This is a genomic window from Streptomyces xinghaiensis S187 (assembly GCF_000220705.2).
Taxonomy (GTDB): domain Bacteria; phylum Actinomycetota; class Actinomycetes; order Streptomycetales; family Streptomycetaceae; genus Streptomyces; species Streptomyces xinghaiensis.
The window spans coordinates 2,930,490-2,946,450 of sequence record NZ_CP023202.1; the positions used below are offsets into that span (position 1 = coordinate 2,930,490).

General features: G+C 67.9%; 24 protein-coding genes and 1 pseudogene. 3 read left to right on the forward strand and 22 right to left on the reverse strand.

The genetic code is table 11. From position 1 onward, the window contains the following. Positions 1-203: 203 nt before the first annotated feature. The 21 genes from rplO to rpsJ form a co-directional block, all read right to left on the reverse strand. Positions 204-659: a 50S ribosomal protein L15 gene (gene rplO, locus SXIN_RS12420; protein WP_019707839.1), complete on the reverse strand. Its 456-nt coding sequence runs from the start codon at positions 657-659 to the stop codon at positions 204-206. A gap of 1 nt (position 660) precedes the next feature. Beyond that, the gene (gene rpmD / locus SXIN_RS12425; protein ID WP_019707838.1) at positions 661-843 is read right to left on the reverse strand and encodes a 50S ribosomal protein L30; all 183 of its coding nucleotides are present in this window, start codon (positions 841-843) and stop codon (positions 661-663) included. Beyond that, on the reverse strand, positions 843-1,445 hold the full coding sequence (gene rpsE, locus SXIN_RS12430; RefSeq protein ID WP_019707837.1) for a 30S ribosomal protein S5: 603 nt from the start codon (positions 1,443-1,445) through the stop codon (positions 843-845). The genes rpmD and rpsE overlap by 1 nt, the downstream gene beginning before the upstream one ends. A gap of 44 nt (positions 1,446-1,489) precedes the next feature. After that, a complete protein-coding gene (gene rplR, locus SXIN_RS12435) occupies positions 1,490-1,873 on the reverse strand; it encodes a 50S ribosomal protein L18 (RefSeq protein ID WP_019707836.1) in 384 nt (127 codons plus the stop codon). 3 nt (positions 1,874-1,876) lie between these two features. After that, positions 1,877-2,416 carry a 50S ribosomal protein L6 gene (gene rplF / locus SXIN_RS12440; protein WP_019707835.1) on the reverse strand — a complete coding sequence of 180 codons (540 nt, stop codon included), beginning with the start codon at positions 2,414-2,416 and terminating at the stop codon, positions 1,877-1,879. Positions 2,417-2,435: 19 nt separating this feature from the next. Then, positions 2,436-2,834, reverse strand: coding sequence for a 30S ribosomal protein S8 (gene rpsH / locus SXIN_RS12445; RefSeq protein ID WP_019707834.1), 399 nt, complete (start codon positions 2,832-2,834; stop codon positions 2,436-2,438). Between the two features lie 291 nt (positions 2,835-3,125). Then, on the reverse strand, positions 3,126-3,311 hold the full coding sequence (locus tag SXIN_RS12455; protein WP_003956452.1) for a type Z 30S ribosomal protein S14: 186 nt from the start codon (positions 3,309-3,311) through the stop codon (positions 3,126-3,128). A 2-nt stretch (positions 3,312-3,313) separates the two neighbouring features. Continuing rightward, entirely contained in the window at positions 3,314-3,874 is a 561-nt protein-coding gene (gene rplE, locus SXIN_RS12460) for a 50S ribosomal protein L5 (RefSeq protein ID WP_019707833.1), read from the reverse strand. Beyond that, positions 3,874-4,197, reverse strand: coding sequence for a 50S ribosomal protein L24 (gene rplX / locus SXIN_RS12465; protein WP_019707832.1), 324 nt, complete (start codon positions 4,195-4,197; stop codon positions 3,874-3,876). Before rplX ends, rplE begins: the two co-directional genes overlap by 1 nt. 3 nt (positions 4,198-4,200) lie before the next feature. Beyond that, positions 4,201-4,569 (reverse strand): 50S ribosomal protein L14, encoded by a 369-nt coding sequence (rplN, locus tag SXIN_RS12470; protein ID WP_019707831.1) that lies wholly within the window; start codon positions 4,567-4,569, stop codon positions 4,201-4,203. Positions 4,570-4,693: 124 nt separating this feature from the next. Continuing rightward, entirely contained in the window at positions 4,694-4,978 is a 285-nt protein-coding gene (gene rpsQ / locus SXIN_RS12475; protein ID WP_019707830.1) for a 30S ribosomal protein S17, read from the reverse strand. Beyond that, the gene (rpmC, locus tag SXIN_RS12480) at positions 4,978-5,202 is read right to left on the reverse strand and encodes a 50S ribosomal protein L29 (RefSeq protein ID WP_019707829.1); all 225 of its coding nucleotides are present in this window, start codon (positions 5,200-5,202) and stop codon (positions 4,978-4,980) included. The genes rpsQ and rpmC overlap by 1 nt, the downstream gene beginning before the upstream one ends. Further along, complete coding sequence (gene rplP, locus SXIN_RS12485; protein WP_006604880.1) at positions 5,202-5,621, reverse strand: 50S ribosomal protein L16; 420 nt, start codon at positions 5,619-5,621, stop codon at positions 5,202-5,204. The genes rpmC and rplP overlap by 1 nt, the downstream gene beginning before the upstream one ends. 3 nt (positions 5,622-5,624) lie before the next feature. Then, positions 5,625-6,464 (reverse strand): 30S ribosomal protein S3, encoded by an 840-nt coding sequence (gene rpsC, locus SXIN_RS12490; RefSeq protein ID WP_019707828.1) that lies wholly within the window; start codon positions 6,462-6,464, stop codon positions 5,625-5,627. Continuing rightward, a complete protein-coding gene (gene rplV / locus SXIN_RS12495; protein WP_039820620.1) occupies positions 6,464-6,811 on the reverse strand; it encodes a 50S ribosomal protein L22 in 348 nt (115 codons plus the stop codon). Before rplV ends, rpsC begins: the two co-directional genes overlap by 1 nt. Positions 6,812-6,854: 43 nt before the next feature. Then, positions 6,855-7,136: a 30S ribosomal protein S19 gene (rpsS, locus tag SXIN_RS12500; protein WP_019707826.1), complete on the reverse strand. Its 282-nt coding sequence runs from the start codon at positions 7,134-7,136 to the stop codon at positions 6,855-6,857. Between the two features lie 12 nt (positions 7,137-7,148). Then, positions 7,149-7,985, reverse strand: a complete 837-nt coding sequence (gene rplB / locus SXIN_RS12505; RefSeq protein WP_019707825.1) for a 50S ribosomal protein L2 — start codon at positions 7,983-7,985, stop codon at positions 7,149-7,151. A gap of 39 nt (positions 7,986-8,024) precedes the next feature. Further along, positions 8,025-8,357: a 50S ribosomal protein L23 gene (rplW, locus tag SXIN_RS12510; protein WP_019707824.1), complete on the reverse strand. Its 333-nt coding sequence runs from the start codon at positions 8,355-8,357 to the stop codon at positions 8,025-8,027. After that, the gene (gene rplD, locus SXIN_RS12515) at positions 8,357-9,031 is read right to left on the reverse strand and encodes a 50S ribosomal protein L4 (protein WP_019707823.1); all 675 of its coding nucleotides are present in this window, start codon (positions 9,029-9,031) and stop codon (positions 8,357-8,359) included. Before rplD ends, rplW begins: the two co-directional genes overlap by 1 nt. Before the next feature lie 7 nt (positions 9,032-9,038). After that, the gene (gene rplC / locus SXIN_RS12520; protein WP_019707822.1) at positions 9,039-9,683 is read right to left on the reverse strand and encodes a 50S ribosomal protein L3; all 645 of its coding nucleotides are present in this window, start codon (positions 9,681-9,683) and stop codon (positions 9,039-9,041) included. 13 nt (positions 9,684-9,696) lie between these two features. Next, a complete protein-coding gene (gene rpsJ / locus SXIN_RS12525; protein ID WP_004571821.1) occupies positions 9,697-10,005 on the reverse strand; it encodes a 30S ribosomal protein S10 in 309 nt (102 codons plus the stop codon). 527 nt (positions 10,006-10,532) lie between these two features. On the opposite strand from rpsJ, the gene SXIN_RS12530 reads away from it, so the two are divergent. Further along, a complete protein-coding gene (locus tag SXIN_RS12530) occupies positions 10,533-11,405 on the forward strand; it encodes a hypothetical protein (protein WP_019707821.1) in 873 nt (290 codons plus the stop codon). Between the two features lie 81 nt (positions 11,406-11,486). Here SXIN_RS12530 and panD read toward each other — a convergent pair whose 3' ends face one another. Next, positions 11,487-11,909, reverse strand: a complete 423-nt coding sequence (gene panD, locus SXIN_RS12535) for an aspartate 1-decarboxylase (RefSeq protein WP_039820618.1) — start codon at positions 11,907-11,909, stop codon at positions 11,487-11,489. A gap of 180 nt (positions 11,910-12,089) precedes the next feature. On the opposite strand from panD, the gene SXIN_RS12540 reads away from it, so the two are divergent. After that, positions 12,090-12,323, forward strand: coding sequence for a hypothetical protein (locus SXIN_RS12540; protein WP_238153746.1), 234 nt, complete (start codon positions 12,090-12,092; stop codon positions 12,321-12,323). 1,911 nt (positions 12,324-14,234) lie between these two features. Continuing rightward, a pseudogene (locus SXIN_RS12545) lies at positions 14,235-15,935 on the forward strand (SpoIIE family protein phosphatase); the annotation flags it as partial. Between the last annotated feature and the right edge of the window lie 26 nt (positions 15,936-15,961).

Here is a 15,961-nt window from a genome sequence, read left to right on the forward strand (position 1 = left end):
CCTCCTGCGCCCCCCGCGCCAGGCGCGAGAGGTGACGGTCTTGAGGGTCGACGGATACAAAGCAGTCAATAGCCGCGGAGGCACACGCCACGCGGACAGTAACGCACGCCACCTTACCGGCGGACGTGCCCCGGGCGGAACGACCAACCGGGGATGCCCCGTTAGGGCATCCCCGGTTGGTCCGTTCAAGCGGCCCGGCGAACTCAGACGAGTTCGGTCACGGAGCCACCGGCGGCGGTGATCTTCTCCTTGGCGGAGCCGGAGACGGCGTCGACCGTCACCTGCAGCGCCACGGACACCTCACCGGTGCCGAGCACCTTCACGAGCTGGTTCTTGCGAACCGCGCCCTTGGCGACCAGATCGGCCACCGTGACCTCGCCACCCTGCGGGTAGAGCGCGGCCAGCTTGTCCAGGTTCACGACCTGGTACTCGGTGCGGAACGGGTTCTTGAAGCCCTTCAGCTTCGGGAGACGCATGTGGAGGGGCATCTGCCCGCCCTCGAAGCGCTCCGGAACCTGGTAGCGGGCCTTCGTACCCTTGGTGCCACGACCAGCGGTCTTACCCTTGGACGCCTCGCCACGGCCCACACGGGTCTTGGCGGTCTTGGCGCCCGGGGCGGGCCGGAGGTTGTGGACCTTCAGCGGCTTGTCGTCCGCCATGTCAGTCGACCTCCTCAACCGTGACGAGGTGCCGCACGGTCTGCGCCATGCCGCGGATCTCGGGACGGTCCTCCTTGACGACCACGTCGTTCACGCGCTTCAGGCCGAGCGAACGAAGGGTGTCGCGGTGGTTCTGCTTGCTGCCGATGTAGGACTTCTTCTGCGTGATCTTGAGACGGGCCATTACGCACCCGCTCCCGCACGCGCCCGCAGCAGAGCCGCGGGGGCGACGTCCTCCAGGGGCAGGCCGCGGCGGGCGGCGATCTCCTCCGGGCGCTGAAGCCCGCGGAGAGCCGTCACCGTGGCGTGCACGATGTTGATCGGGTTCGACGAGCCGAGCGACTTGCTGAGCACGTCGTGGATGCCCGCGCACTCGAGCACGGCACGCACCGGGCCACCCGCGATCACACCGGTACCGGGGGAAGCGGGCTTCAGCAGGACGACGCCCGCGGCCTTCTCGCCCTGGATCGGGTGCGGGATGGTGCCCTGGATCCGGGGGACCTTGAAGAAGTGCTTCTTGGCCTCCTCCACACCCTTGGCGATGGCGGCCGGCACCTCCTTGGCCTTGCCGTAACCGACGCCCACGGTGCCGTCACCATCGCCCACCACGACCAGCGCGGTGAAGCTGAAGCGACGACCACCCTTCACAACCTTGGCAACACGGTTGATCGCGACAACGCGCTCAACGTACGCGGTCTTCTCGGCGGCAGCGCCGCCGTCCCGGCCCTTACGGTCCCGCCGCTCGCCGCCACCGGCGCCGCCACCGCGGCGCTGGGGTCCAGCCATTGGATTTACCTCTCTCGTTTACGTCCGCTGCTACGGAACCGTGCTCAGAACTTGAGCCCGGCCTCGCGGGCGGCGTCGGCCAGAGCGGCGATCCGCCCGGCGTACTGGTTGCCACCGCGGTCGAACACCACGGTCTCGATACCGGCGGCCTTGGCCCGCTCGGCCACCAGGGCGCCGACCTTCTGAGCCTGGGAGCTCTTGTCGCCCTCGTTCCCGCGGATGGAGTCGTCCAGGGTCGACGCGGAGGCCAGCGTGTGGCCCGCGATGTCGTCGATGACCTGGGCGGTCATGTGGCGGTTGGAGCGCGTCACGACCAGGCGGGGACGCTCCGGGGTACCGGAGATCCGCTTGCGGACGCGGATGTGGCGACGCTTGATGGCGGCGCGCTTGCGGGCGTCGCCCTTAGCGATCTTCACGCCGAATGCCATGGCTTACTTACCAGCCTTTCCGACCTTGCGCCGGATGACCTCGCCGGCGTACTTCACGCCCTTGGCCTTGTACGGGTCGGGCTTCCGCAGCTTGCGGATGTTGGCCGCGACCTCGCCGACCTTCTGCTTGTCGATGCCCTCGACACTCAGCTTGGTCGGGGACTCCACCGTGAAGGTGATGCCCTCGGGGGCCTCGATCAGGATGGGGTGGCTGTAGCCCAGCGCGAACTCCAGGTTGGAGCCCTTCGCCTGGACACGGTAACCGACACCGCTGATTTCAAGCTTCTTGCTGTATCCCTGGGTCACCCCGGTGATCATGTTCGCCACCAGCGTGCGGGACAGGCCGTGCAGGGCCTTGTTCTGACGCTCGTCGTTGGGGCGGGAGACGGTGATGACACCGTCCTCGCCCTTGCTGACCTCGATGGGCGCGGCAACGGTGTGCGAGAGGGATCCCTTGGGACCCTTCACGGCGACCGTCTGGCCATCGATGGTGACGTCCACGCCGGCGGGAACCGGGATGGGGAGCTTGCCGATGCGCGACATTGCAGTTCCTCCTTCCCGACTACCAGACGTAGGCGAGGACTTCCCCACCCACGCCCTTCTTCTGCGCCTGCTGGCCGGTGAGCAGCCCGTGGGACGTGGAGATGATCGCCACGCCCAGGCCGCCGAGCACCTTCGGCAGATTGGTGGACTTTGCGTAGACCCGCAGGCCCGGCTTCGAAATCCGCTTGATGCCGGCGATCGAGCGCTCGCGGTTCGGGCCGAACTTCAGCTCGAGAACGAGGTTCTTGCCCACCTCGGCGTCCTCGGTCTTCCAGCCGGTGATGAAGCCCTCCTGCTGGAGGATCTCCGCGATGTGCGACTTGATCTTGCTGTGCGGCATCACGACGGTGTCGTGATAAGCCGAGTTGGCGTTTCGCAGACGAGTGAGCATGTCTGCGATCGGATCGGTCATGGTCATGATGGCCTTCGGCCTCTCTCGCCGGGGTTTCCTATCTGCGCCATCCCTCTCCCCGGGGTGTGTTCCGGGACGGGTGCGGCGCGGGGACCTACGGCGTAGTAAGTGTCATAGCGGGCTGTGCCCGCGGACGGCCATGGACGGCGAACGCCCAACCCTTCCACTCTACGGGACCCGTGGAGTGGTCCGGGCCGGGCCCTCGCCGGCCACGTGCTTACCGAGAGTCCTGGCTGGTCCCTGCGTCCCGTCGCCCGGAGACCACCCGCGAGGGGCGGGGCCGGGCGGCGGGAGGGATTACCAGGAGCTCTTGGTCACGCCCGGCAGCTCGCCGCGGTGCGCCATCTCACGGAGGCACACACGGCAGAGGCCGAACTTGCGGTAGACGGAGTGCGGCCGGCCACAACGCTGGCAGCGCGTGTACGCGCGCACGCCGAACTTCGGCTTGCGGGCGGCCTTAGCGATCAGAGCCTTCTTCGCCACGGTCAGTTCTCCTTGAACGGGAAGCCGAGGTGACGCAGCAGGGCACGGCCCTCGTCGTCGTTGGTCGCCGTGGTGACCACGGTGATGTCCATGCCCCGGACCCGGTCGATCTTGTCCTGGTCGATCTCGTGGAACATGACCTGCTCCGTGAGACCGAAGGTGTAGTTGCCCCGGCCGTCGAACTGCTTCGGCGACAGACCGCGGAAGTCGCGGATGCGCGGCAGCGCGAGCGACAGCAGCCGGTCCAGGAACTCCCACATGCGGTCACCGCGGAGGGTGACGTGGGCGCCGATCGGCTGGCCCTCGCGCAGCTTGAACTGCGCGATGGACTTGCGGGCCTTGGTCACGGACGGCTTCTGGCCGGTGATCGTGGCGAGGTCGCGGATGGCGCCCTCGATCAGCTTGGAGTCGCGGGCGGCGTCGCCCACACCCATGTTGACCACGATCTTGGTGAGACCCGGGATCTGCATGACGTTCTCGTAGGAGAACTCCTCACGCAGCTTGCCCGTGATCTCCTCGCGGTAGCGCTGCTTGAGGCGCGGGGTCACTGTGGTGGCACTCATCAGATGTCCTCACCGGTCCGCTTGGCAACGCGGATCTTGTTGCCTTCGTCGTCGAAGCGGTAGCCGACACGCGAGACGACCTTCTTGCCGTCCTTCTCCACCACGAGCTGAACGTTGCTCACGTGGATCGGGGCCTCGGTCGTGACGATGCCGCCGGTCTTCGAACCGCGGGCGGTCTGGCCGGCCTTGGTGTGCTTCTTGACCCGGTTGACACCCTCGACCAGGACGCGGTCCTCGCGGGGGAAGGCCTGGATGACCTTGCCCTGCTTGCCCTTGTCCTTACCGGTGATGACCTGGACCAGGTCGCCCTTCTTGATCTTCATCGGTTACAGCACCTCCGGCGCGAGCGAGATGATCTTCATGAACTTCTTCTCGCGCAGCTCCCGGCCCACCGGGCCGAAGATGCGGGTGCCGCGGGGGTCACCGTCGTTCTTGAGGATGACGGCCGCGTTCTCGTCGAAGCGGATGTACGAGCCGTCGGCGCGGCGGCGCTCCTTCACCGTGCGAACGATGACCGCCTTGATGACGTCACCCTTCTTCACGTTGCCGCCGGGAATCGCATCCTTCACGGTGGCGACGATGACGTCACCGATGCCCGCGTAGCGTCGACCGGAGCCACCGAGAACACGGATGCAAAGGATCTCCTTCGCCCCCGTGTTGTCGGCGACCCGCAGTCGCGACTCCTGCTGGATCACGTCTATCTCCTGATCGTCTGCCGGTTCCCGGCAGGGGCCCTCGCGGAGCCCCTGCCGAGCCTGGCGGAACTGTCCTGAGGAGAAACCTCAGGCTGTATCACGTGCCGTTCCCGGACGGGAACGACTACTTGGCCTTCTCGAGGATCTCGACGATGCGCCAGCGCTTGGTGGCGGACAGCGGCCGGGTCTCCATCAGGAGGACGCGGTCGCCGACACCGGCAGCGTTCTGCTCGTCGTGCGCCTTGAGCTTGTTGGTACGGCGGACGACCTTGCCGTACAGCGCGTGCTTGACGCGGTCCTCGACGGCGACGACGACGGTCTTGTCCATCTTGTCGCTGACGACAAGGCCCTCACGGGTCTTGCGGAAGCCGCGCTCGCTGTTGTTCTCAGTCACATTCGTCTCGCTCATCAGGCGCTCTCCACCGTCTCGATGCCGAGCTCGCGCTCACGCATCAGGGTGTAGATGCGGGCGATGTCCTTGCGGACGGCCTTCAGCCGGCCGTGGTTCTCGAGCTGTCCGGTCGCCGCCTGGAAGCGGAGGTTGAACAGCTCCTCCTTGGCCTCGCGAAGCTTCGCAACGAGTTCCTCGTCGTCCAGCTCACGCAGCTCGGTCGCCTTGGTACCGGCCGCCATCACGACTCACCTGCCTCGCGCCGGACGATCCGGCACTTCATCGGAAGCTTGTGGGCGGCGCGGGTCAGCGCCTCCTTGGCAACCTTTTCGTTCGGGAAGGACAGCTCGAACATCACCCGGCCGGGCTTGACGTTCGCGACCCACCACTCGGGAGAACCCTTACCGGAACCCATGCGGGTCTCGGCGGGCTTCTTGGTGAGCGGCCGGTCCGGGTAGATGTTGATCCAGACCTTGCCGCCACGCTTGATGTGACGGGTCATGGCGATACGAGCGGACTCGATCTGCCGGTTGGTCACATAGGCCGGGGTCACGGCCTGGATGCCGTACTCGCCGAACGCCAGCTCCGTACCACCCTTGGCCATACCACTGCGCTTGGGGTGGTGCTGCTTGCGGTGCTTGACCCTACGAGGGATCAGCATGGGTCAGCTCTCCTTTCCGGCAGCGCTCGGCTCAGCGGCGGCGGCAGCGGGAGCCTCGGCCTTGGCCTCGGCGGCCGGAGCCGACTGCTGCTGGGGCTTACGACCGCGGCCACCGCGCTCGCCACCACGGCCACCGCCACGGGCCGGCCGGTCGCCGCCACCGCGAGCGGGGCGGTTACCGGCGCGGGCGGCGGCGTTCTCGGCCCGAACCTCGGCGATGTTCTTGACGTCGCCCTTGTAGATCCACACCTTCACGCCGATGCGGCCGAAGGTGGTCTTGGCCTCGAAGAAGCCGTAGTCGACGTTCGCGCGGAGGGTGTGCAGGGGCACACGGCCCTCGCGGTAGAACTCCGAGCGGGACATCTCGGCGCCGCCGAGGCGGCCGCCGCACTGGATCTTGATGCCCTTGGCGCCGGCCTTCATCGTCGACTGCATGCTCTTGCGCATGGCGCGACGGAAGGAGACGCGGGAGGAGAGCTGCTCGGCGACGGCCTGCGCGACCAGCTGGGCATCCGTCTCGGGGTTCTTGACCTCGAGGATGTTCAGCTGGACCTGCTTGCCGGTGAGCTTCTCCAGCTCGCCGCGGATGCGGTCGGCCTCCGCGCCGCGACGGCCGATGACGATGCCCGGCCGGGCGGTGTGGATGTCGACGCGGACGCGGTCACGGGTGCGCTCGATCTCCACCTTGGAGATACCGGCGCGCTCCATGCCCTTCGTCATCATCCGGCGGATGGCGACGTCTTCCTTGACGTAGTCCTTGTACAGCTTGTCGGCGTACCAGCGGGACTTGAAGTCCGTGGTGATGCCGAGCCGGAACCCGTGCGGGTTAACCTTCTGGCCCATTACCGGGTTCCTTCCTTGCTGCTGACGACCACGGTGATGTGGCTGGTCCGCTTGCGGATCCGGTAGGCGCGGCCCTGGGCGCGCGGCCGGAACCGCTTCAGGGTCGGGCCCTCGTCGACGTACGCCTCGGAGATGACGAGGCTGCCGGCGTCGGTGTGGTCGTAGTTGTGCGCGGCATTGGCGATGGCGCTGTCGAGCACCTTGGCCACCGGCACGCTCGCGGCCTGCGGGGCGAAACGCAGGACCGCCTGAGCCTCCGTGGCATCCATGCCACGGATGAGGTCCACCACGCGGCGGGCCTTCATGGGCGTGACGCGGATGTACCGCGCCTGGGCCCTGGCTTCCATGGTTGTCCCTTCGGTGTCTGTCATGGTCTTCACACCCCGCCCGTCAACGACGCTTCGACTTGCGGTCGTCCTTGACGTGGCCGCGGAAGGTGCGGGTCGGCGCGAACTCGCCGAGCTTGTGGCCGACCATCGACTCGGTGATGAACACCGGGACGTGCTTGCGGCCGTCGTGCACCGCGATCGTGTGGCCGAGCATGGCCGGGACGATCATGGAGCGGCGGGACCAGGTCTTGATGACGTTCTTGGTCCCCGCGTCGTTCTGTACGTCCACCTTCTTGATCAGGTGGTCGTCGACGAAGGGCCCCTTCTTGAGACTGCGCGGCATCTGAACCCGCTCCTAGCGCTTCTTGTTCGTCTTGCGGCGGCGGACGATGTACTTGTTGCTGGCCTTCTTCGGCGAGCGCGTACGGCCCTCCTTCTGACCCCACGGCGAGACCGGGTGGCGACCACCGGAGGTCTTGCCCTCACCACCACCGTGCGGGTGGTCGACGGGGTTCATCACGACACCGCGGACGGTCGGGCGGACGCCCTTCCAGCGCATGCGGCCGGCCTTGCCCCAGTTGATGTTCGACTGCTCGGCGTTGCCGACCTCGCCGACCGTGGCGCGGCAGCGGACGTCGACCAGGCGGATCTCACCGGACGGCATGCGGAGGTGGGCCATGGAGCCCTCCTTCGCCAGCAGCTGCACCGAGGCGCCCGCGGAGCGGGCGAACTTGGCGCCGCCGCCGGGCCGCAGCTCGATGGCGTGCAGCGTGGTACCGACGGGGATGTTGCGCAGCGCCAGGTTGTTGCCCGGCTTGATGTCCGCGCCCGGCCCGTTCTCGATCCGGTCGCCCTGCTTCAGACCGCGCGGGGCGAGGATGTAGCGCTTCTCGCCGTCCACGTAGTGCAGCAGCGCGATGCGCGCGGTGCGGTTGGGGTCGTACTCGATGTGCGCGACCTTGGCCGGCACGCCGTCCTTGTCGTGACGACGGAAGTCGATCACGCGGTAGGCGCGCTTGTGGCCACCGCCCTGGTGGCGAACGGTCACACGACCGGCGTTGTTACGGCCGCCCTTGCTGTGCAGGGGGCGGACCAGCGACTTCTCCGGCGTGGACCGCGTGACCTCGACGAAGTCGGCGACGCTGGAGCCACGACGGCCCGGGGTCGTCGGCTTGTACTTGCGGATACCCATTTCTCAGTCCTCGTCCGATTCCGGACGACTCGGACTCCGTTAGGAGACCGGGCCGCCGAAGATGTCGATACGGTCGCCCTCGGCGAGGGTCACGATGGCGCGCTTGGTGTCCTTGCGCTTGCCGTAACCGGTGCGGGTGCGCTTGCGCTTGCCCTGCCGGTTGATCGTGTTGACCCCGGTGACCTTGACCGAGAAGACCGCCTCGACGGCCTGCTTGATCTGGGTCTTGTTGGCGCGCGGGTCGACGATGAACGTGTACTTGTTCTCGTCCAGCAGCGCGTAGCTCTTCTCCGAGACCACCGGCTTGACCAGGATGTCACGGTGGTCCGTGAAGGTCTTGCTGGTGACCGCGGATGCCGTTGCCTCGCTCATCAGGCGTTGCTCCCTTCGAGCTCAGCCTCGGAGGCGACAGCCTTGGCGGCCGCGGCGGGACCCGCCACGAAACGCTCGTAGGCGGCCTGCGTGAAGACCACGTCGTCGGAGACGAGCACGTCGTACGTGTTCAGCTGGCCCGGCTCCAGGAGGTGGACCTGGGGCAGGTTGCGGGCGGAGAGCCACGCGGCCTCGTCGGACCGCTCGGCGACCAGGAGCACGTTCTTGCGCTCGCTGATCCGGCCCAGCAGGGTCTTCGCGGCCTTGGTGGAGACCTCGCCCTCGACCACGCCGGTGACGACGTGGATGCGGCCGTGGCGCGCCCGGTCCGAGAGGGCGCCGCGCAGCGCGGCGGCCTTCATCTTCTTCGGGGTCCGCTGCGAGTAGTCGCGCGGCACGGGACCGTGCACGACGCCACCACCGGCGAACTGCGGCGCGCGGGTCGAGCCCTGACGGGCGCGGCCGGTGCCCTTCTGGCGGTACGGCTTCTTGCCGCCGCCGCGGACCTCGCCACGGGTCTTGGTCTTGTGCGTGCCCTGACGGGCAGCGGCCAGCTGTGCGACAACGACCTGGTGGATCAGCGGAATGCTGACCTGCGCGTCGAAGATCTCCGCGGGGAGCTCGACGGTCCCGGCCTTGTCGCCTGCCGGCGAAAGGATGTCAATGGTGCTCATCGTTACCTCAGGCCCCCTTGGCCGCGGTACGGACCAGGACGAGGCCGCCGTTCGGACCAGGAACCGCTCCCTTGATCAGGAGCAGGCCCTTCTCCGCGTCAACGGCATGGACGGTCAGGTTCTGGGTGGTGACCCGCTCGTTGCCCATGCGGCCGGCCATGCGCAGGCCCTTGAACACGCGGCCCGGCGTGGCGCAGCCGCCGATGGAGCCCGGCGAGCGGTGCTTGCGCTGGGTGCCGTGGCCGGCGCCGAGGCCGGCGAAGCCGTGGCGCTTCATGACACCGGCGGTGCCCTTGCCCTTGCTGGTGCCGGTCACGTCGACCTTGACACCGGACTCGAACACCTCGGCGGTGACCTCCTGGCCGAGCGTGTACTCACCGGCGTCGGTGGTACGCAGCTCCACCAGGTGGCGGCGCGGGGTGACGTCGGCCTTGGCGAAGTGGCCCTTGAGGGGCTTGTTCACCTTGCGCGGGTCGATCTCGCCGAAGGCGATCTGGACGGCGTCGTAGCCGTCGGAGTCAGCGGTACGGACCTGGGTCACGACGCACGGACCGGCCTTGACGACGGTGACCGGGACGACACGGTTGTTCTCGTCCCACACCTGCGTCATGCCGAGCTTCTCGCCCAGGACGCCCTTGATCTGCTTAGCCATCTCGCGCGTCACCTCAGAGCTTGATCTCGATGTCGACGCCCGCCGGCAGGTCGAGACGCATGAGCGAGTCGACGGTCTTCGGCGTGGGGTCGAGGATGTCGATGAGGCGCTTGTGCGTGCGCATCTCGAAGTGCTCGCGCGAGTCCTTGTACTTGTGCGGCGACTTGATGACGCAGTACACGTTCTTCTCTGTGGGCAGCGGCACCGGGCCCGCGACCGACGCACCAGTGCGCGTCACCGTCTCGACGATCTTCTTCGCCGAAGTGTCGATGACCTCGTGGTCGTAGGCCTTGAGCCGGATGCGGATCTTCTGTCCCGCCATGGCTACTTCGTAGTCCTGTCTCTCGTAACGCTCTGGGACCCGGCGGGTGAGCGTCTTTTCTCCGACCCACGCGGTCGGGCGTGTCGCACTCCCGCCAGTACGGATTTCCCGGAGGATTTCCCTGCTGAGGGGGTGCGGCCCGAGGACCGCGAGCCGGGGGAAGACACCCACCGGGCGCCTGGCCGGTACCCCGCTGACGCTTCCCGGAAGATTCCCGTACTTCCGCCCCTGATGAGAGGCGACGAGTACTGCGGGACTCGCTTCCAGTCCTCCCGGCGGGAGGCGCGCAACATCGGCACTCAACCGAGCAACCTGGACAGTGTGCCACACGGGGCGTCCCGGTCGCCAATTGGGAACCGGGGATCGTACCCCGGCGAACGGGCCCGGAATCCTCCCCCGGACCCGGCATCCCCGACCCCGTCCACAAAGCGCGTCCGTCAAGCACAAGTTGGAGCACACCACACCTTCGTGCGAATACGACCCCAATGCCCCGAGAAAGCCCACCGGCTGGACCTAATTTCCACCGCATGGTCAGCTCATCGCACGAGGCGATGCACCGGATCTTCCAGGAAGATCCCGGCATCTTCGCCCGGACCTTCGACAGACTCGGCATCCCCTTCACCGACCCCGTCGCGGTCTCCCTGCTCCCCACCGATCTCACCGAGATCAAGCCGCTGGAACGGCGGCTGGACACACTCCTGCGTGTCGACACGGCTCACGGCGACAGCTACCTGCTCGCTGTGGAGGCCCAGGGCAGAAAGGATCCGGACAAGCACGGCAGCTGGGCCTACTACCTGTCCCATCTGTACGCCAAATACCGCTTGCCGCCCGTGCTGCTCGTGGTCTGCCAGGAGGAGTCAACCGCCCGCTGGGCAGCGGCACCGCTCCACATCGGCCCGCCGCAGTGGCGCACCCTCACCATCCGGCCGCTCGTGCTCGGGCCGCACAACGTCCCGCTCATCACGGACCCGTCGACGGCGGCCCGCGATATCCCGCTCGCCACGTTCGCCGCCATCACCCACGGTAAGCACCCCTGTGCGGCTACCATGCTGAAAGCGCTGGCTACCGCACTGAAGACCCTCGACGCCGAAACGGCGACGATCTTCAGGGAGCTCACCGAACTCGGCCTGGGCAAGAGCCCGGGCGCTCAGATCTGGAGGGACCTCATGGCCATCGACCTCTCCTTCTTCCGTTCGGAGACATCTCAGAAGCTGCGCGAGGAAGGCCGGGCGGAAGGCCGGGCGGAGGACATTCTCATGATCCTCGAAACCCGCGGGCTCCCCGTCTCCGGCGAGGCACGCGAGCGGATCACCGGCTGTGCCGACCCGGATGTCCTCCGCCACTGGCTGAGCCGTGCGGTCACCGCGGGCCGTACGGAAGAGATCTTCGCCGAGGAGTGATGCGGCGTCCGGCCCGGCCCGTCCGCGTGCGAGCCGGGCAGCCGTTCCGGCCCAGATCGCGCCGGCCGGCCTCCGTGCCCGTCAGCCGGCCGGGACCGCCTGAGGGCTGCGCTGCTGGTCGGTGCCCGGGACGGGTGCGGAGGCGTCGCTGCCGAGCTCGACGATCCGGTTGTCCGCGTCGACGTGCACCACGCGCGGCTTGAGCGCCCGCGCCTCGGCGTCGTCGACCTGGGCGTAGCTGATGAGGATGACCAGGTCGCCGGGGTGCACGAGATGCGCGGCGGCGCCGTTGATGCCGATGACCCCGGAACCCCGCTCGCCCTCGATGACGTAGGTCTCCAGCCGGGCGCCGTTGGTGATGTCGACGATGTGCACCAGCTCGCCGGGGAGCAGGTCGGCCGCGTCCAGCAGATCGGCGTCGACGGTGACGGAGCCGACGTAGTGCAGGTCGGCCTGGGTCACGGTGGCCCGGTGGATCTTGGACTTGAACATGGTACGAAGCACGAAGAAACTCCCGATTCGTCTGCTCCCTGCCTGCTTCGGCAGGTCAAGGGCGTTCACCGGAGGCTACATCGTTCCGCATGTCCAGTCAGCTGTCGGCAGGTGTTCGAGGGCTCACACCGACTCGTGGCCGACTGACTCCGTAGTGTGACATTGTCCATATGCGAGTGTACGTTGCAAAGCGTGACATTGAGGACGCGGAGGCAGCTCATGGCGGAGTCGCGAGACGACGAGCAGCTCAGTCTGCGCCTGGCGGCCGTAGCAGCGTTGGGGTTCGTGCTGATCGTTCCGCCGTTCTTGGCGCGGTTCGATCACATGGGCCGGGTCCTGGGCGTCCCCGTTCTCGCGGCTTACCTGTTTCTCGTCTGGGCGATCGTGATCGGTCTGGTCGCCGTGATCGGCCGCAGATCGAGGTAGGCCGTGCTCCAGACCTGGTTCATCGTCGCTGTTTCGGCCGGATATCTGGGCCTGCTCTTCGCTGTGGCCTTCTACGGCGACCGGCGGGCGGATTCCGGTCGGAGCATCATCAACAATCCCACGATCTACGCGCTGTCCTTCGGCGTGTACGCCACCTCGTGGACGTACTACGGCAGCGTGGGCTGGGCCGCCAGGGCCGGAGTCGGCTTCCTGCCGATCTACCTGGGGCCGACGCTCATGCTTGCGCTGGGCTGGCTGGTCCTGCGCAGAATCATCCGGATAAGCCACCGGCACCGGGTCACCTCGCTGGCCGACTTCGTCTCCGCGCGCTACGGCAAGAGCACCGCACTGGGCTGTCTGGTGACGATCATCGCTGTGGTGGGGGTTGTTCCCTACATCTCGCTGCAGCTCAAGGCGGTCTCCCTCACCTTTACGGTCATTCGGCGACACCCCGTGGTCACGTCCGATCCGGGCCCTGTCCCGCTGCTTCAGGACACCGGGTTGTATGCGGCGCTGGTGCTCGCCGCGTTCACCATCGTCTTCGGCACCCGTCATCTGGACGCCACCGAACGCCACGAGGGCATGGTCGCCGCCATCGCGTTCGAGTCCGTGGTCAAGCTCGTGGCGTTCCTCTCGGCCGGGATTTTTGTGGCCTTCTGGATGTTCGGGGGGCCCGACGACCTGTTCTCCCGGGCCGCGGACGCCGGCCTCACCACGCTGTTCACGCTGCGCGAGCAGGGCGGCTACGGCATGTGGGTCTGGCTCACGGTGCTGTCCATGCTGGCGATCGTGCTGCTGCCCCGGCAGTGGCAGATCAGCGTTGTCGAGAACGTCGACGAGAATCACCTCAGGCGGGCGATGTGGCTGTTCCCGCTGTACCTGCTCGCGATCAGCATCTTCGTGCTTCCGATCGCAGTCGGCGGGCTTCTGCGGTTCGGCCAGGCCGTCGACGCCGACACCTATGTGCTGACCCTGCCGATGGCCGGAGGCCAGGAGGCACTCGCCCTGCTCGTCTTCATCGGCGGCCTCAGCGCGGCCACCAGCATGGTCATCGTCGAGACGACCGCGCTCAGCACCATGGTGTCGAACTCACTCGTGATGCCGCTGCTGCTGCGCAGCAAATCCCGGCTGGCGCACCGGGACAACCTGGCCGGGCTGGTGCTGGGCATTCGCCGGGCGACCATCGTGCTGCTCCTCCTGCTCGGGTACGCGTACTTCCGGGTTGCAGGCGAGCAGACGGCATTGGTGTCGATCGGCCTGGTGTCGTTCGCGGCTGTAGCACAGTTCGCGCCCGCCATCCTGGGCGGCCTGTTCTGGAAGGGCGGTACCCGCCGGGGCGTGCTGGTCGGCCTGATGGCGGGGTTCGCCGTGTGGGCGTACACCCTGGTGCTGCCGACCTTCGCCGATGCCGGTTTGCTGTCTGCCTCCTTCTTGCGGGAGGGCCCGCTCGGCATCGGACTGCTCCGGCCACAGCAGCTGTTCGGCCTGGCGGGGATGGACCCGATCAGCCATGCGATGTTCTGGAGTGCGCTGCTGAACTTCGGCGGGTATGTCGCAGTCTCCCTCGCGGACCGACCGGACGCTGCCGAGCGGGCGCAGGCGGTGCAGTTCGTCGACATTTTCGAAGAGCCTGTCAGGGAGCGGCGCTGGCAGGTCCGCGCCACGGTCGGCGAGCTGCAGACCCTGCTGGAGCGCTTCCTCGGGCGGGAGGGCGCCCAGCGGGCGTTGCGCTCCTACCGCGGCAGGAAACCCGGCTCACCGGCAGCCGAAGCGCCGCCGGAGCTGGTCCATCACGCTGAAGCCCAGCTCGTTGGTTCGGTGGGCGCCGCGTCCGCGCGGCTCGCGGTCGCCGCGGTGGCCGGAGAGGAGGAGGTCGGCACCGATGAAGTGATGGAGATGATCGGCGAGGCGTCGCAGAGGGTCGAGCTGGTCCGGTGGCGGCTGAAGTTGCTCTACGCCGCGACCGGCGGCATCGGCACCACCCTCGATGTGACCCGTACGGCCGAAGAGCTGACGCAGGTCGCGGTTCCGCGCTTCGCCGACTACGTCGCCGTCGACCTGGCCGAGTCCGTGCTGGGCGATGAGGAACTGGGGATGAACGGCATAATCACCGGCAGTAAGCGGATGCAGCGGGCGGCCGTCACCGGTATCCGCGACGACGTTCCCTTCTTCGCCGTCGGTGACCTGATCACTTTCGGGCCGTCCTCGCCGCAGGCCCGCAGCATCGAGAGCGGGCAGGCGGTCCTGGTGCCTCGTCTGCGTGATGCCACGCGCTGGCAGGAGATGGACCCCGCGCGGGGCTCCCGCATCATCGGCTACGGGATCCATTCGCTCATCACGGCGCCGCTGTCCGCCCGCGGCGTGCTGCTGGGCGTCGTCCACTTCTGGCGCTCCGAGAAGCCCGAGCCCTTCGATCAGGACGATCTGTCCCTCGCAGCCGAACTGGCCACCCGAGCCGCCGTGTCCCTCGACAACGCACGCCGCTACACCCGCGAGCACGGCTTGGCCGTGGCGCTGCAGCGGAGACTGCTGCCCCGCGCGCTGCCCCAACAGAACGCCGTCGAGGTCGCTTCCCGTTACCTCCCCGCGCAGGCAGTCGGCGGCGACTGGTTCGACGTCATCCCGCTGCCGGGCGCCAGGGTGGCGCTGGTCATGGGCGACATCGTCGGGCACGGACTGCATGCCGCGGCCACCATGGGGCAGCTGCGCACCGCCGTGCACAACTTCTCCACCCCCCTGGACCTGCCGCCCGACGAACTCCTCAGCCGCCTCGACGAGTTGGTCGCCCTTATCGACCAGGACGCGATCGCGGCCGGCGACAAGACCACCGTCACCGGCGCGACCTGCCTGTACGCGGTCTACGACTCCGTGTCCGGCAACTGTGCCATCGCCAGCGCCGGCCACCTTGCGCCCGCGCTCGTACACCCCGACGGAACGGTGGAGTTCCTGGACGTGCCGTCCTGCCTCCCCCTCGGCATCGGCGGACTGCCCTTCGAAGGCGCCGAGCTGCGTCTGCCCGAGGGCAGCAGGCTCGTCCTGTTCACCGACGGCCTCGTCGAGCGCCGCGACCTGGACGTCGACACCGGGCTCCAGTTGCTCCGCGAGACGCTGGCGCACGCGGACCGTTCGCCCGAGGAGACCTGCGACGCCGTGCTCGACGCCCTGCTCCCGGAGGTCCAGAGCGACGACATCGCGCTGCTCGTCGCCCGTACGCGGATGGTGGGACCCGGGCAGGTCGCCGAGTGGGACGTGGAGAGCGAGCCTGCCGCCGTTCGCCGCGTACGCGCTGCCGTCTCCGCCCGGCTCATGGAGTGGGAGCTGGAGGACCTCGTTTACACCACGGAACTGATCTGCAGCGAACTGATCACCAACGCCATGCGCCACGCCACGGGGCCCATCAAAGTGCGGTTGATCCGCGACCGTGCGCTCACCTTCGAGGTCTCCGACCACAGCAGCACCTCGCCGCATCTGCGCTACGCGGCCGGCATGGACGAGGGCGGACGGGGCCTCTTCCTTGTGGCCCAGTTCGCCGAGCGCTGGGGCACGCGCTACACCAAGGACGGCAAGGTCATCTGGGCGGAGCAGGCGACACCGGGGACGCTCGGCGGCTGACCGGCGCCCCCCGCGGACCCACGCCC

What these genes read in the sequence shown, in the direction of transcription:
- rplO (WP_019707839.1), bottom strand. Translation starts at nt 659, where the DNA reads ATGGCGGACGACAAGCCGCTGAAGGTCCACAACCTCCGGCCCGCCCCG.
- rpmD (WP_019707838.1), bottom strand. Translation starts at nt 843, where the DNA reads ATGGCCCGTCTCAAGATCACGCAGAAGAAGTCCTACATCGGCAGCAAG.
- rpsE (WP_019707837.1), bottom strand. Translation starts at nt 1,445, where the DNA reads ATGGCTGGACCCCAGCGCCGCGGTGGCGGCGCCGGTGGCGGCGAGCGG.
- rplR (WP_019707836.1), bottom strand. Translation starts at nt 1,873, where the DNA reads ATGGCATTCGGCGTGAAGATCGCTAAGGGCGACGCCCGCAAGCGCGCC.
- rplF (WP_019707835.1), bottom strand. Translation starts at nt 2,416, where the DNA reads ATGTCGCGCATCGGCAAGCTCCCCATCCCGGTTCCCGCCGGCGTGGAC.
- rpsH (WP_019707834.1), bottom strand. Translation starts at nt 2,834, where the DNA reads ATGACCATGACCGATCCGATCGCAGACATGCTCACTCGTCTGCGAAAC.
- rplE (WP_019707833.1), bottom strand. Translation starts at nt 3,874, where the DNA reads ATGAGTGCCACCACAGTGACCCCGCGCCTCAAGCAGCGCTACCGCGAG.
- rplX (WP_019707832.1), bottom strand. Translation starts at nt 4,197, where the DNA reads ATGAAGATCAAGAAGGGCGACCTGGTCCAGGTCATCACCGGTAAGGAC.
- rpsQ (WP_019707830.1), bottom strand. Translation starts at nt 4,978, where the DNA reads ATGAGCGAGACGAATGTGACTGAGAACAACAGCGAGCGCGGCTTCCGC.
- rpmC (WP_019707829.1), bottom strand. Translation starts at nt 5,202, where the DNA reads ATGGCGGCCGGTACCAAGGCGACCGAGCTGCGTGAGCTGGACGACGAG.
- rplP (WP_006604880.1), bottom strand. Translation starts at nt 5,621, where the DNA reads ATGCTGATCCCTCGTAGGGTCAAGCACCGCAAGCAGCACCACCCCAAG.
- rpsC (WP_019707828.1), bottom strand. Translation starts at nt 6,464, where the DNA reads ATGGGCCAGAAGGTTAACCCGCACGGGTTCCGGCTCGGCATCACCACG.
- rplV (WP_039820620.1), bottom strand. Translation starts at nt 6,811, where the DNA reads ATGGAAGCCAGGGCCCAGGCGCGGTACATCCGCGTCACGCCCATGAAG.
- rpsS (WP_019707826.1), bottom strand. Translation starts at nt 7,136, where the DNA reads ATGCCGCGCAGTCTCAAGAAGGGGCCCTTCGTCGACGACCACCTGATC.
- rplB (WP_019707825.1), bottom strand. Translation starts at nt 7,985, where the DNA reads ATGGGTATCCGCAAGTACAAGCCGACGACCCCGGGCCGTCGTGGCTCC.
- rplW (WP_019707824.1), bottom strand. Translation starts at nt 8,357, where the DNA reads ATGAGCGAGGCAACGGCATCCGCGGTCACCAGCAAGACCTTCACGGAC.
- rplD (WP_019707823.1), bottom strand. Translation starts at nt 9,031, where the DNA reads ATGAGCACCATTGACATCCTTTCGCCGGCAGGCGACAAGGCCGGGACC.
- rplC (WP_019707822.1), bottom strand. Translation starts at nt 9,683, where the DNA reads ATGGCTAAGCAGATCAAGGGCGTCCTGGGCGAGAAGCTCGGCATGACG.
- rpsJ (WP_004571821.1), bottom strand. Translation starts at nt 10,005, where the DNA reads ATGGCGGGACAGAAGATCCGCATCCGGCTCAAGGCCTACGACCACGAG.
- SXIN_RS12530 (WP_019707821.1), top strand. Translation starts at nt 10,533, where the DNA reads ATGGTCAGCTCATCGCACGAGGCGATGCACCGGATCTTCCAGGAAGAT.